Source organism: Actinomadura luteofluorescens, from assembly GCF_013409365.1.
Taxonomy (GTDB): Bacteria; Actinomycetota; Actinomycetes; order Streptosporangiales; family Streptosporangiaceae; genus Spirillospora; species Spirillospora luteofluorescens.
In genome coordinates this window covers 5,126,297-5,138,968 of sequence record NZ_JACCBA010000001.1, presented here as the reverse complement: position 1 = coordinate 5,138,968, position 12,672 = coordinate 5,126,297, and the positions used below count along the sequence as shown (strand labels likewise).

14 protein-coding genes are annotated in these 12,672 nt (G+C 74.1%); 2 read left to right on the top strand and 12 right to left on the bottom strand.

From position 1 onward, the window contains the following. Positions 1-115: 115 nt before the first annotated feature. Complete coding sequence (locus BJY14_RS23910) at positions 116-1,297, bottom strand: DegT/DnrJ/EryC1/StrS family aminotransferase (protein ID WP_179845673.1); 1,182 nt, start codon at positions 1,295-1,297, stop codon at positions 116-118. A 161-nt stretch (positions 1,298-1,458) separates the two neighbouring features. Between BJY14_RS23910 and BJY14_RS23905 the strand changes: the two genes are divergently transcribed. Next, positions 1,459-2,682 carry a hypothetical protein gene (locus tag BJY14_RS23905; protein ID WP_179845672.1) on the top strand — a complete coding sequence of 408 codons (1,224 nt, stop codon included), beginning with the start codon at positions 1,459-1,461 and terminating at the stop codon, positions 2,680-2,682. A gap of 73 nt (positions 2,683-2,755) precedes the next feature. Here the strand turns inward: BJY14_RS23905 and BJY14_RS23900 are convergent, their stop codons facing one another. The 5 genes from BJY14_RS23900 to BJY14_RS23880 all read right to left on the bottom strand — a co-directional run bounded on the left by BJY14_RS23900 (position 2,756) and on the right by BJY14_RS23880 (position 7,455). Continuing rightward, positions 2,756-3,409, bottom strand: a complete 654-nt coding sequence (locus tag BJY14_RS23900) for a hypothetical protein (RefSeq protein ID WP_179845671.1) — start codon at positions 3,407-3,409, stop codon at positions 2,756-2,758. 11 nt (positions 3,410-3,420) lie between these two features. Next, positions 3,421-4,107, bottom strand: a complete 687-nt coding sequence (locus BJY14_RS23895; protein ID WP_179845670.1) for a hypothetical protein — start codon at positions 4,105-4,107, stop codon at positions 3,421-3,423. Between the two features lie 63 nt (positions 4,108-4,170). After that, complete coding sequence (locus BJY14_RS23890; protein WP_179845669.1) at positions 4,171-5,466, bottom strand: hypothetical protein; 1,296 nt, start codon at positions 5,464-5,466, stop codon at positions 4,171-4,173. A gap of 76 nt (positions 5,467-5,542) precedes the next feature. Then, complete coding sequence (locus BJY14_RS23885) at positions 5,543-6,217, bottom strand: LuxR C-terminal-related transcriptional regulator (RefSeq protein ID WP_179845668.1); 675 nt, start codon at positions 6,215-6,217, stop codon at positions 5,543-5,545. Next, positions 6,214-7,455 (bottom strand): ATP-binding protein, encoded by a 1,242-nt coding sequence (locus BJY14_RS23880; RefSeq protein WP_179845667.1) that lies wholly within the window; start codon positions 7,453-7,455, stop codon positions 6,214-6,216. The genes BJY14_RS23885 and BJY14_RS23880 overlap by 4 nt, the downstream gene beginning before the upstream one ends. A 141-nt stretch (positions 7,456-7,596) precedes the next feature. On the opposite strand from BJY14_RS23880, the gene BJY14_RS23875 reads away from it, so the two are divergent. Then, positions 7,597-8,226: a hypothetical protein gene (locus BJY14_RS23875; RefSeq protein WP_179845666.1), complete on the top strand. Its 630-nt coding sequence runs from the start codon at positions 7,597-7,599 to the stop codon at positions 8,224-8,226. A 15-nt stretch (positions 8,227-8,241) separates the two neighbouring features. Here BJY14_RS23875 and BJY14_RS23870 read toward each other — a convergent pair whose 3' ends face one another. The 6 genes from BJY14_RS23870 to BJY14_RS23845 are packed head-to-tail and all read right to left on the bottom strand — an operon-like array spanning position 8,242 to position 12,672. Continuing rightward, positions 8,242-9,684: an aldehyde dehydrogenase gene (locus tag BJY14_RS23870; protein ID WP_179845665.1), complete on the bottom strand. Its 1,443-nt coding sequence runs from the start codon at positions 9,682-9,684 to the stop codon at positions 8,242-8,244. Next, the gene (thmT, locus tag BJY14_RS23865) at positions 9,681-9,881 is read right to left on the bottom strand and encodes a 2-hydroxymuconate tautomerase (RefSeq protein WP_179845664.1); all 201 of its coding nucleotides are present in this window, start codon (positions 9,879-9,881) and stop codon (positions 9,681-9,683) included. Before thmT ends, BJY14_RS23870 begins: the two co-directional genes overlap by 4 nt. Continuing rightward, entirely contained in the window at positions 9,881-10,495 is a 615-nt protein-coding gene (locus BJY14_RS23860) for a cysteine hydrolase family protein (RefSeq protein ID WP_179845663.1), read from the bottom strand. The genes thmT and BJY14_RS23860 overlap by 1 nt, the downstream gene beginning before the upstream one ends. After that, a complete protein-coding gene (locus tag BJY14_RS23855) occupies positions 10,492-11,217 on the bottom strand; it encodes a FadR/GntR family transcriptional regulator (protein ID WP_179845662.1) in 726 nt (241 codons plus the stop codon). Before BJY14_RS23855 ends, BJY14_RS23860 begins: the two co-directional genes overlap by 4 nt. Continuing rightward, positions 11,214-12,323, bottom strand: coding sequence for an amidohydrolase family protein (locus tag BJY14_RS23850; protein WP_312879375.1), 1,110 nt, complete (start codon positions 12,321-12,323; stop codon positions 11,214-11,216). The genes BJY14_RS23855 and BJY14_RS23850 overlap by 4 nt, the downstream gene beginning before the upstream one ends. A 4-nt stretch (positions 12,324-12,327) precedes the next feature. Continuing rightward, entirely contained in the window at positions 12,328-12,672 is a 345-nt protein-coding gene (locus BJY14_RS23845; protein ID WP_246396061.1) for an extradiol ring-cleavage dioxygenase, read from the bottom strand.

The window sequence follows — 12,672 nt, the reverse complement described above, 5'->3', positions numbered from 1 at the left end:
CGCGGTGAGCGCCTCGCGACCCGTCTCCCCGCGGGACGGCCGGGCGACCGGCGGCCGATCCCGCCGGCAACGTGTGGACCGCGCCCGCGCCGCCCGGCGGCCTCGGCCCCGGCCTCTATGCCAGCCGGGCGTGGACGCCGCGCACCGCGCGGGCGATGGCCTTCACGTGGCCGGGCGTGTAGCCCTCGTTCCAGTGCAGAACGACCAGTGTCCGGTCGATCAGCCGCTCCGCGTTCGGGCAGAGCCCGGTCGGATACGAGCGGCCCTCCAGCGGGAAGCGCGAGGAACCGTAGACGGGCTCGTCGGCGAGGGCGGGGTTGGCGTACAGGGGGCGTTCCAGATACCCGGCGACCGCCGGGACGCCCTCCGCGGCGAGCGCCTCCGCCCAGACGCGGTTGCCCGGGTCGTCCGGCACCGTGAACGGGAACAGCCACCAGGCGTGCCCGGCGGGATCGGGGAGGCCGATTCCGGCCAGGTCCCCGAGCGAGGAGAGGAGTTCCCCGGCGCGCTCGGCGCGGCGGGCGACGACTCCGGCGGCCTTGGCGAGCTGGGCGCGGGCCACCGCGGCCACGAGTTCGGTCATGCGGTAGTTGAGGCCGAGCGACAGGTGCAGCCGCCCGATCGTCCGGTCCCAGCCCTTGTCCATGAACAGCCGCATGCGGCGGGCCAGTTCGTCGTCATCGGTGATGCACAGACCGCCGTCACCTGCGGTGATGTGCTTGTACTGCTGGAGGCTGAAGCACGCGATGTCGCCGACCGTGCCGAGCGGATCGCCCCCGGGGGTGGTGCCGAGCCAGGCCTGGGCGCAGTCCTCGACGAGGATCAGGCCGTGCCGGTCGGCGACCGCGCGGAGCCCGGCGAGGTCGGCGGGCGCGCCGAAGAGGTGCACCGCGATGACCGCCCGGGTGCGCGGGGTGACCGCCGCCTCGACCGCGGCGGGGTCCAGGTTGCCGGTGGCCGGATCGACGTCGGCGAAGACGGGAACCCCGTTCTGCGCGAGGATCGGCGCGACGGTTCCGAAGTCGGAGATGGGAGTGGTGATGACCTCGTCCCCGGGGTCGAGGCGTACCGCCGCGACGGCGAGGTGCAGCGCCGCCGTGCCCGAGCTCGACGCGACCGCCGCGCGGCGGCCGTACAGCGCGGCCATCTCGGCCTCCAGGGCGCGCGTCTCGGTGCCGAACGTGCTGCACAGCACGGCGCTGTCGAGGACGCGCAGCACCGCGCGCCGCTCCTCGGCTCCGATCGTCCGGCCGCCCGGAGCCAGCACATCGGGGAACCGTCCGCCGTCCGTGCCCATGCCTCTCCTCACCGTCGCGCCGCACCCTTTTACGGTCTGGGCCGAAAGTTATGTCACCTGAAGAAGCCCGTCAAGAGGGCGAGCGGGGGAGTTAACAAACCCCAGGAGCGGTGCACTAACCTAGCCGGTTGAGGGCTGGACCTAAATAGAAGGAGCAGAGAGTGCCCATCACCATCGGGGTCGTGGGTCCCGAAGACCTGGTCCACCGCGTCATCGCGGTGGGCACCGAGATGGGCGGTGCCATCATGACCGGCCTCGCCTACCGGCACGAGGGCGAGGCCGCGGAGGTCGTCGCCTCGGCCCCGGAGGACGTCGACGCGTTCCTGTTCACCGGCGTGGTCCCGTACACCACGGCCGCGGCCGTGGTGACGCGGCCCTCGATGTACGTCCCCTACGACGGCGCGACACTGCTGCGGGCACTGGTGGAGCTCCTGCGCCTGGGCCACGACGTGACGCGGATCTCGGTCGACACGCTCCGGCGCGCCGAGGTGCTGGAGACCCTCACCGAGGCCAAGCTGCCGACCGACCAGGTCCAGGTGCTGCCCTACAGGGCCGGCCTCACCTCCGAGGACATCGTCGAGTTCCACCGCACCGCGCGCGACCGGCACGACACCCGGGTGGCCATCACCTGCCTGGGCTCCGCGTACCACGTGCTGGAGCCCCTGATGCACACCGTGCGGCTGGCGCCGTCGCGCTTCTCGATCCGGTCCACCATCCAGGCCCTCATCCTGACCGCGGTCGGGCAGCAGGTCGGCGACGCCCAGGTCGCGCTGGGCCTGATCGAGCTCCCCGGCCCGGACGACACCCTGGCGGCGGACGTGGTGACGCTGGGCGGCAGCCTTGCGCCGCTGCCCGGCGGGCGCCACCTGATGGTGACCACGCGCGGCCTCCTGGAGCAGGCCACCGAGCAGTTCACCCGGCTGCCGCTGCTCGACCGGCTCGCCGCCCGGCACCCGACCGTGCACGTCGGCTTCGGCATCGGCCGTACGGCGGCGGAGGCGGAGTCCCTGGCCAAGCGGGCCCTCGGCCGCGCGGAGGCGATCGGCGCCTCGGTGGGCGTGGTCGCGATGGCCGACGACGTCGACATCGTGATCGAGCCCGCCGACGGCGACGAGCCACCGGCCGAACGCGGCGCCGAGAGCCTGCCGCTGCTGGCCCGCCGCGTCGGCCTCAACGCGCAGACGCTGACCCGGCTGCGCGAACTGGTCACCGACCGCCCCGACGGCCTGACCGCGCACGACGTCGCCGAGCATCTGGTCGTGCAGCAGCGCACCGCGCGGCGCGTGCTCAAGCGCCTGGAACGAGCCGGGATCGCCACCCCGATCGGCAGCCAGCAGCAAGGCCGCACCGGCCGGCCGCCGACCGTCTACCGCGTGAACCTCTGACCGTGGCCCGCGTCGGGTCGTCCGGCCCGGCGGACGGCGTCGCCGGGCGGCTCGGCGACCGCTCGCGCTCGGGTCAGTGGCGGGGGGCCAGGCCCGTGTTGACCGAGTTGGCGTAGTCCGGGGCCTTGGCGCCGCGGCGGGGGCGGAAGTCGAACGCCGAACCGTCGGTGAAGTCGATCCGGAGGAACCATTCCGGCTGCGGGGTGCGGCCGAGCGGCACCGCCCGCAATCCGCGGACCGCCGCGAACGGGATTTCCCAGCAGGTCGTCAGGGGCGCGGCAGAGTCGTCGTCGCCCCGGGCGCCGCGGACGCGGCCGCGCAGACCGCCCGGCCTCGCGGGACGGGCGAACCGCGACTCCACGGCCACCGCGAGCCGCCGGTCCGTGAGCAGCAGCCACGCCTCGTCGGCGTACCCGGACATGTGGCCCGCGACCGCGGCCGCCGCCGCGTCCGGTCCGGGCGCGTGCGCCCACCCCCAGACCACCGGGTCGTCGGCCCATTCGTCGTACCAGAAGCGGCCCGCCCGGACCGGATCGGTCGGCAGGGGCCAGGACGGGTCCGGGACCGACGAACCGCCCGGGACGGCGGGCGGGCACGGCGCGGCGCTCGCCCCCCGCACGGTCGCGCCGATGTGCCCGGCCGCGTGGTCGCCCATGACCAGCCTCTCGCCGGGCGCGCACCAGTGCGCGCGGGCGATCTCGTACAGTTTCTGCTCGTTGCGCGCCATGGGGTCACCCGTCAGGAACGTTGCGCGGCAAGGCGGGCGAGCCGTCCCGCCGCCTCGTCGTCAGGGGCGGTGATGTCGAAACCGGAACCGTCGTGGAGCCCGATCCGCAGGACCGGGACCTTGCGGGGACGGAACCCGGACGGCAGCTTGCGCCGGTCCAGGCCGACGTGCGCGATCTGCGCGGCCGGAATCTCGGCGAGGCCCGCGACGCGGGACAGCGGCACCGGTTCGCCCGGTGGATAGGGATGGTCGCGAGCGAGCGCGCGCCCGAACTCCGCCGCCCCGGCGGCGATCCTGCGGGCCCGTGACAACACGCCAGCCTGCGGTTCGGGCTGCGCTGATTCGGCGGCCTCGCCTTGCACCATCGCGACGATGCCGATCCGGTACGGGGTCAGGACCCAGTAGCGGGTCTCCTGGGACTCGGGAAGCGTCACCCGCGCGGCCATGCCGCCGCCCGGCCCGTAGACCACCATCGCCGGTGGGCTGAGGCTGTCTTCGCGGAACGCCGAGTCCACGCCGGCTCCGACGGCGTTCAGCACGGCCCGTCCGGCGCCGCCCGGGATGCCCCGCCAGTCGTGGCCGTCCACATCGAAGCGCAGGGTGGAGCCGTGACAGTACAGGCACAGTAGGACGGGCTCCTCCGGCCGGCACCAGTACCGCCGTAGTGCCAGGGTTCCGCTGAGCTCGCGGCCGCTCATACTGGCGCTTTCCGGACCGACATGGCGAGATCATAGTGGAGCTCCAGCGCGGGCGGCCGGCGCTCATTTGAAGAGGTAGGCCAGCATCGCCGCGGTCATGAAGGCGACCAGGATGTAGAACATCACGTAGGCCATCAGCGCGACCGCCGCCAGGACGAGGACCGCGAACGCGACGATGGAGATGACGGCGACCGCGGCACTGCCCGCGATGAAGGCCGACACGTTCGCGGCGGTGCCGTGCGCCAGCGTCAGCGCGGACGTGCCCGGCAGGCCCCGGGGAGCGGGCAGCGACACGGACACGAGGGCGAGGGCGCCGAACGAGGCCAGGCCCGCCGGTGTCGCGAAGAACTCCAGGACCGTCCACAGCACGGACACCGGCCACTGCAGCGTCCAGGTGTGCACCGCGTCGTTGAGCCAGTGCGTCCTCACCGCGAAGGGTCCGGCCGCCACGGCGGGCGCGTGCTCGTAGATCTCTCCCCAGATCACCAGGACGGCGAGCACGGCGCCGAACATCCCGGCCCTGCCGGGACGGCCGTGCGGCAGGACGTCCGCCCGCATCAGCCGGACCATGAGCAAGGGATAGCCGATCGTCACGGCGATGCCGAGCAGCAGCACGAGCAGGTAGAGCGGGTACAGGAACGTGACGAGGATGGCGTTGCGCTCCAGCCCGATGCGGGGGATCGCGTACCCGAAGGCTAGGTCGGCGAACAGCGGAACCCAGGCGACCAGGCCCGTGACGGCCGCCGCGGCGCTCATCCTCTTGGGCAGCGCCATCGCGCCCCACACGAGCAGCGCGGCGCCGCCGAGGAAGCACAGCACCAGGACGGCGGCGAGCCAGGTGGGCGAGGTGTGCGCGTCGTCGTCGCTCGCGCACCGGTCGCCACCTGAGTCGAAGCAGGCGAGGAACGTCCCGCGGTTGCCGGTGGCGTCGCCGCGGACCCAGCGCCGGTCGACCGACTCGTACCGGACGCCGAGCTCGAACTCCTTGGTGAACCTCCTGCGCGTCCCGTCCCCCGCCAGCACGGCCCGGTACGTCTCGTCGCCGTCGACGCGGCCGAGGCGGAAGGCGAACGAGCCGCCCTTTCGCGTCGTGGTCGACGCGGCGGGCTCCCATTCGCCGCCGAACATGCCGCCCTCCCGTTGCAGCACGACGTCCAGGCCCGCGGCGGCGCCCGGGAACCTGCCGCTGATCGTGACGGGCTCGCGGTTGGTCGGGTGCGAGGGGGCGGCGTGCAGCGACGGGGCGTCGGCGCGCGCGCCCGGTGCGAGGACGCACAGGAACGAGACCACGAGCGCCGCCACGGAGAGGAGACCGCGGAAGCGGGCGGTGCCGGGCAGCGAACGGAGAAGGGGTGGCATTCGGCTCCTTGTGAGGTCACGGTCCGCGTGGACGAGGTGGCGGTGGAGAACGTGCGGGAGCCGGATGACGAAGCGGTCAGGGAGGCGGGTCGCGCGGATCCCGGTCGGTGAGCCCGGCGGGTTCCAGCCCGAGCGCCCGCTCCAGATCGGCGGGCGAGTGCTCGCGCAGGTAGGCGGCGAACTTGTGCTTGACCTGGTCCATGTATCCGGACGCGGTCTTCTCGGTGATGAACAGGCGTCGCGCGATGCCGCGGAACGATTCGCCGCGGGCCCGTGCCGCCAGCACCTCCCGTTCCCGGGGCGACAGGCCGGGCAGCCGGCCGCGCCGTCCGGCCAGCTCCGCCAGCCCGGTCAGGGCCTGGGTGATGACGATCCGGCCGGCCGCGACGTCGGCGGCGGCGCCGGCGAGCACGGGCAGCGGCTCGGCCTTGTGCACGACGCCGCGCGCCCCCGCGTTCAGGCAGGCGACCAGGACGGCGCGGCGCCGCTCGTTGGTGTAGACGAGGACGCGCCACCCGTCCGCGGCGAGCGCCGCCACCGCGCCGGTCCCCTGAAGGACGGGATCGGTCCCGGTACCGGTCAGCGTGAGGTCGAGCAGGACGACCTCCACGCGTGGGCGGACGGCCAGGAACCCGTCCACGTCCCGGTACGCGGCCACGACGTCCAGGCCCGGCACCAGGACCCGGAGGCCGTCCCGGATGAGGGTGTCGTCGTCGATCGCCGCGACCCGCACCCGCGGCTCGCCCGTCATGACGCGACCTGCGGCTCGACGGCCAGGGCGGGTTCGCCGGGCAGGGCGCCGCGCAGCGTGACGCGGGTGCCGTCGCCGGGGACGGAGTGCACGTGCACGGCGATCCCGTGCGCGGCCAGAGCCTGCTCGACCTGGACGCGCAGCCCGAAGCCGCGCGGTGTGACGGCCGGGTCGAACCCGCGGCCGTCGTCGGTGACGGTCACCTCCCATTCGCCTTCGGCGGGGTCGGCGTCGGCGTGCACGACGACGCTCGCTGCGTCCGCATGCACCCGCACGTTCGCCAGCAGCGTGCCCACGGCCGCGCGGACGGCCCCGGCGGCGGCTTCCGGCAGGCGGACACCGCCGGCCAGGTCTACGCTGACTTCGACGGGCAGGTCCCGGTAGTCGCCGACGGCGGCCCGCACCGCCGAGACCAGTGATCGGCCGTCCGCACCCTTCGCAGGCGGCGGCTCAACCGCCGCGTCGTCCAGGAAGGCGCGGACCCGGTTGGCCAGCGCCATCGCCCGCGCGCGCAGCGGTTCGTCCAGCTCTTCGGGGACGCCTCCCCCGGCGAACAGCCGCAGCACGCTGATGTTGTCGTGCAGCAGGAGCCGCTGCCGTTCCCGCTCCCTCAGCCGCGCCGCCTCTGCCGCCGCCCGCGCCGCCTCCTCCCGCGCGCGCTCGGCGTCGCCCGCCAGCCGCCGCAGGTACCCGATCATCAGCCGGGCCAGCACCGCGAACCCGACATAGGCGAACGCGTTGCCCAGCACGGTCGCCGCCGAGCCGTCCGCCGCCCCCGGCAGGGTCGCGGCCAGGTAGCACCCGGCGAGGATCGCGACCGCGACCGCGACGTGCCGCCGCCGCGTGAAGACGACCGCCGCTCCCACGGCGGAGCTCAGCGTGCAGGCGAACCCCCACGCCGTCCAGCTCCCCGTCCGGTCGGACGGGGCGGTGAACAGCGGCTGGGCCAGCAGCACCGCCCCCGCGGTCGCCGTGTCGGCCCAGCCCCAGCGGCGGTCGCGGTAGGCGCGGGCGCCCGCCACGACCGCGCCGACCGCCGCCGACTCGGCCAGGTAGCCGCCGAGGACCACCAGCAGCAGGACCGGCGAGGTCGCCTGCCGCAGGGCGACCGGCGACGCGACGGCGAACTGCGCCAGGTTCACCACGCGCACACCCGCGAACACCGCCACCGCGCACAACTCCACCCCCGCCGGAGTCGTCGGCAGCGCGGGCCCGCGCAGCCCGCCGATCAGCTTCATGCCCGCATGATCCTCGACCCCGCCCCGGCCGCATACCCGGCATTTCCCGGGATGTTCTGCCGTGATCGTGTGTGCGATCGTCAGGGGGACGGCCGCCGTGCACGCGGCGCTCCCAGGCCCGCGACGTGGAGGGACGGCGACGTGTCCGACTTCGATGATCTGGTGTCGGCGGAGCGGCGCAGGCTCGACGAGCAGGCGGCGGCGCACGCCGCGGGCGAGAACGCCCGGCGGCGCGGCGACCTGCCCGAGTGGCAGCGGGTCGTCGCCCGCGTCCAGGACCTCCTGTCGTCCGCGGCGCGCCACCTCCGGGACGCCGGCGTCCCGCCCGTCCCGGTGCTGGAGGCGCGCAAGCCCAACGAGCGGTTGCAGCTCTGGGGGTTCGAGCTCGCCGGCCGCGTCGTGGTCGTCGGTCACCGCTGGCTGCTCGGGCCCCTCGCCCTGGACGCCGAGGGCCGCGCGTACTCGATGAGCCGCGCGGTCCCACTGGTGCCCGACTTTCCCCTCTCACAGCTCCCCGGCCTCAACAAGAAGATGCGCAAGGCGCGGCTCCGGACGGGCCTTGCGCCCGACCGGCAGGTGACGTGGGCGAGCATGGATCCGTACGTCCTCGACCCGGCGGTGGGCGTCGAAACCGGTCGCGTCGCCTGCTTCGGCAAGGGCGAGGACGGCACTCCGCTACTGCTCTCGACCGACCCCGGCAGCGGCCGGCCGCTGGAGCCCGTCCTCGCGGAGGCCGTCGCCCGGCACATCGCCCGGCACACCCGCCGCTGACGCGGCGCGGGGCCGTCAGCCGTTCGGGTCGATGGCCATGACCACGGCCTTGGGCTCGGTGAAGAACTCGCGGCTGTAGGTGCCGCCTTCGCGGCCGAGGCCGGAGTCGCCGACCCCGCCGAACGGGGCGCGCAGGTCGCGGACGAAGAAGCAGTTCGTCCACACCGTTCCGGCCTTCAGGGCCGCCGACACCCGGTGCGCCCTGGAGAGGTTCTCCGTGAACACCATCGCGTTCAGGCCGTACGGGGTGTCGTTGGCCGCGGCGACGGCCTCGTTCTCGGTGTCGAAGGGCGTGACCACGGCGACCGGGCCGAAGATCTCCTCCCGGCGCACGCGCGCGGTCGGCGGCGCGTCCAGCACCACGGTCGGCCGGACGAACAGGCCCTCGGCGCCCGCACCACCGGTGACGATCTTGCCGCCGTCGCCGGGCACCCCGTCGAGGTAGGCCATCACCTTCGCGTAGTGCTCCTCGGAGGCGAGGGGGCCGAGCTGGGTCGCAGGGTCCTTGGGGTCGCCGGGCACGAGGGCCTCCGCCGCGGCGACGAAGCGGTCCAGGAACTCCTGGTAGACCTCGCGCTGGACGAACAGGCGGCTGCCGGCCAGGCAGACCTGCCCGGCGTTGCTGAAGATGGCCTTGATGGACCAGGAGGCGGCGAGGTCCAGGTCGGCGTCGGCGAACACCAGGTTGGCGCCCTTGCCGCCGAGCTCGAAGCTGACCGGGGTCAGGTTCGCCGCCGCGGCCCCGGCGATGGCGCGGCCGGTGGCGGACTCGCCCGTGAACGTGATGCGGTCGACGCGCGGGTCCCTGGTCAGCGCCTCGCCGACGGAGCCGGGCCCGTAGCCGTGGACGACGTTCAGCACGCCCGGCGGCATCCCGGCCTCCAGTGCCAGCCTCGCCAGCAGGGCCGCGGAGGCGGGGGTCTGCTCGGCGGGCTTGAGCACCACCGTGTTGCCCCACGCCAGCGCCGGTGCGATCTTCCAGGTCTCCAGCATGAGGGGGAAGTTCCACGGCGCGATGGCGGCGACGACGCCGGCCGGTTCGAAGCGGGTGTAGGCGTGGTGGCCGCTGTCCATCGGCAGGGCCTCGGCCGCCGACAGCCGCGCGTGGTCGGCGAAGAACCGGAAGTTGTAGGCCGACCGCGGAACGTCCTTGCCGCGGGTGTCGGAGATCGGCTTGCCCATGTCGGTGGTGTCGGCCATGGCCAGGTCGTCGAGGTTGGCCTCGATCAGGTCGGCCAGCCTGTGCAGGATCGCGCCCCGTTCGGCGTACCCCATGCGCGGCCAGGGGCCCTCGTCGAACGCGCGGCGCGCGGCCGTGACGGCGAGCCCCGCCTCGTCCGGGCCGCCGAGCGCCACCTCCGCCCAGGCCTGCCGGGTGTAGGGGTCGACCGTGGAGAACCGGGCGCCTCCGGGGGACTCGGTCTCCCGGCCGTCGATGATGTGGGGGATCAGTTTCATGGCTGTTCCTCGTCGCGTTCTTGGATGGTCACGTCTCCCGCCGCCCAGTGGGTGGCGGGCACCTCGCGGAGGATGACGCGGATGTTGCCCCGGGGCGCCCCGGTGGCCGCCTCGGCGGCCTCCGTCAGACGGCTGATCAGTGCGCGCAGCTGCTCCGGCGGACGTCCGGCGACCAGGGTCACCTCGATCAGGGGCATCAGCGGGCTCCCGGGGTCCGTGGGGCCGGGGCCAGCGCGGCGGCCGCGTCGTCCACCGAGACGACCTCGGCGAAGACGGTGCCCATCAGCCGCAGGCTGTTCAGGTGCAGGTCCTCGAAGTATCCGGCGACCGCCTCCCTCGCCACGACCGCGCGCAGGTCGCGGAAGAAGGCGGCGCGGACGGTCGACTCGACGCAGAAGTCGGTGCGCACGCCGGCGACCACGAGCGTGCCGACGCCGAGGTCGCGCAGCAGCCCGTCCAGCTCCGTGCGGTGGAAGGCGTCGAACCGCGGCTTGGTGATCTCGTGGTCGCCCGGGGCGCGGTCGAGGCCGGCGAGCAGCTCGCCGCCCCACGTCCCGCGCCGCAGCCCGCTCGCGCGCAGGAACGGGCTCCGCTCGGCCAGCAGCCCGACGTCGGCGTCCTCCTCCCACTCCATCCGCACCCAGATGACGGGCCGGCCCGCGGAGCGGGCGGCGGCGGTGAGGGTGTTGACGTGCCCGACGAGGTCGTCCAGCCCCGCGACGCGCAGCCCCGCCTGCGCGAACACGCCGTCGGGGTGGCAGTAGTCGTTCTGCATGTCGATGACGAGCAGGGCCGCCCGCGGGGCGCTCATGTGCCGCCCCGGCGGGTGGCGGTCAGGGCGGCGTGCGCCGCGACGGCGGCGTCCAGGCGCTCGGGGTCGTCGCCCGCGATGGCCTCCACCAGTTCCTTGTGGACGGCCGGCCCGTCCACGTACCTCGTGGACGGCTCGTTGGACGTGACGCCGCGCAACCGGTTCTCCACGAACTCCAGCAGGGAGACATAGGTGTGCTGGAGGACCTTGTTCGGGGTTATCTCGGCGATCCGGCGGTGCAGGGCCCAGTTGGCGGCGAGGTAGCCGACGCCGTCCTCGGAGTCGCTCTCCACGGCCGCGGCCATCGCCTCGGCCAGCCGGCGCAGTTCGGCGACGTCGCCTTCGGTGCGGTGCCGCATCGCCTCCCGCGCGAGCAGCGGTTCCAGCGCCTCGCGCATGACGAGGCAGTCGGAGACCGAGACCGAGTCGCCGCTGAGTTCGAGCATCTTGCGGCCGAGGCGCACCAGCGGGGGCGGGGTCGCGACGAAGATCCCGCCCTTGGGGCCGGGACGGACGGAGATCGTGCCGCGCGCGGTCAGCAGCCGGACGGCCTCGTTGAGCGTCCCGGCCGCCACGTCGAACTCGCGGCGCAGGCTGTCCCGGGTGCCGAGGCGGTGGCCGCCGGCCAGGGTGTCCTCGGCGATGCGCGCCTCGATCCTCCTGGCAACGGTCTCCGCCAGGGAAAGCCGGGGCAGCTCGGTCGCCGCCTTGTCGGTGCTCATGTGGGGTGTCCTTCGACTGGGATGGGGGGAGCGGAGGGTTCTTCGACCCGGTCGTCCGGGTCCCGCCGGGCGACGCGCAGTCCGATGAGACGCGCGGCGTTGCCCCCCAGGATGGCGGTTTCCTGCCCGGCGTCGACCCCCAGCGCGCGCACCGTCCGCAAGGGGTCATGGTCGACCAGGTCGAACGGGGTGTCGGTGCCCAGCAGGACGTGGTCGGCCGTCATGTCCTCGACCAGCCGGCCGAGGGCCCCGGTGTCGAACACCGCGGTGTCGTACAGGAGCCGGCGCAGGTAGTCGCTCGGCGTGCGGCTCGTCACCCGCGCGACCGGCTTGCGCCGCCAGCCGAGGTCGAGGCGGCCGCTGACGGCGGGCACGCACCCGCCGCCGTGCGCGAGGCAGAGGACCAGGTCGTGCCGGTCCAGCACACCGCCGAAGACGAGCCGGGACGTCGCCAGCGCGGTCTCCATGGGGTAGCCGAGCAGCTGGACCAGGTGGTAGTCCTCCAGCCGGTCGCGGGAGGAGACGCGGCTCGGGTGCAGCAGCGTGAAGCAGCGCCGTGCGGCGAGGGCCCGCCACAGCTCCTCGTTGACCGGGTCGTCGAGTTCCCGCCCGCCGCCGAAGGTGCCCATGGTGGCGCCCGCCATGCCGAGCTCGTCCAGGCAGCGGGCCAGCTCGTCCGCCGCGCCCGGGTGCCCCACCGGCACGGTCGCCAGGGCCGACAGCCGGCCGCCCGAACCGGCGGCGAACTCGGCGAGCGCGTCGTTGGCCAGGCGCGTGACCTCCAGCGTGAGCCGGTCGTCGTCGGACTCGGAGGCGAACAGGAACGGGGGCGCGGCGACGACCTGGTGGTCCACTCCCATCGCGGTGAGGGAGGCCAGGCGGCGTTCCATGTCGTGCTGTTCGGGAGCGAGCGGAATCGGCGATCCGGGCGCGAGCCCGCAGATCGCCGGGTCGAGGTTCAGCACGCGCTCCGCGGCGCGGGACAGGTCGGCCAGCCCGTGGCGTTCCAGATGCCGCAGGAGCGGCATCGGCATCGCGTGCGTGTGAACGTCGATGACCGGCGTCGGCGGATGGGGCCCGCGCCCGGCCTCGTCTGCGTGGGGCACGGCCCTACTCACCACGCTCGGCCATGTAGGAGTCGTACCGGTCTCCCAGCAGGGACTTGAGCAGCGCGGTCGCGGCGCCGGAGGTGCCGGCCGTCTCGCCCGTGCCGTAGATCAGCCGTGCGAGCTGGGAGAGCAGGTAGGGGTGCAGGCCGAGTTCGAACAGCTTCCGGAAGTCCCGGTCCAGGATCGCCGTGCGCTCCTCGGCGGTGAGCGGATAGGCGTCCAGCACCTGCTTCTCGGACGACTCGAACCGGGCCCGCAGTTCGCGGTCCCATTTCAGGTCCTGCACCAGATCGTTGGTCCGCAGCAGCGGGTCGAAGTATTCGAGTGCCATTTCCGGGTCGTCCAT

Bases quoted from the DNA above. Each gene is read 5' to 3' on its own strand.
- BJY14_RS23900 (WP_179845671.1), bottom strand. From the start codon at position 3,409: ATGGCGCGCAACGAGCAGAAACTGTACGAGATCGCCCGCGCGCACTGG.
- BJY14_RS23910 (WP_179845673.1), bottom strand. From the start codon at position 1,297: ATGGGCACGGACGGCGGACGGTTCCCCGATGTGCTGGCTCCGGGCGGC.
- BJY14_RS23880 (WP_179845667.1), bottom strand. From the start codon at position 7,455: ATGAAGCTGATCGGCGGGCTGCGCGGGCCCGCGCTGCCGACGACTCCG.
- BJY14_RS23895 (WP_179845670.1), bottom strand. From the start codon at position 4,107: ATGAGCGGCCGCGAGCTCAGCGGAACCCTGGCACTACGGCGGTACTGG.
- BJY14_RS23855 (WP_179845662.1), bottom strand. From the start codon at position 11,217: ATGAGCACCGACAAGGCGGCGACCGAGCTGCCCCGGCTTTCCCTGGCG.
- BJY14_RS23860 (WP_179845663.1), bottom strand. From the start codon at position 10,495: ATGAGCGCCCCGCGGGCGGCCCTGCTCGTCATCGACATGCAGAACGAC.
- BJY14_RS23870 (WP_179845665.1), bottom strand. From the start codon at position 9,684: ATGAAACTGATCCCCCACATCATCGACGGCCGGGAGACCGAGTCCCCC.
- BJY14_RS23890 (WP_179845669.1), bottom strand. From the start codon at position 5,466: ATGCCACCCCTTCTCCGTTCGCTGCCCGGCACCGCCCGCTTCCGCGGT.
- thmT (WP_179845664.1), bottom strand. From the start codon at position 9,881: ATGCCCCTGATCGAGGTGACCCTGGTCGCCGGACGTCCGCCGGAGCAG.
- BJY14_RS23885 (WP_179845668.1), bottom strand. From the start codon at position 6,217: ATGACGGGCGAGCCGCGGGTGCGGGTCGCGGCGATCGACGACGACACC.
- BJY14_RS23845 (WP_246396061.1), bottom strand. From the start codon at position 12,672: ATGGACGACCCGGAAATGGCACTCGAATACTTCGACCCGCTGCTGCGG.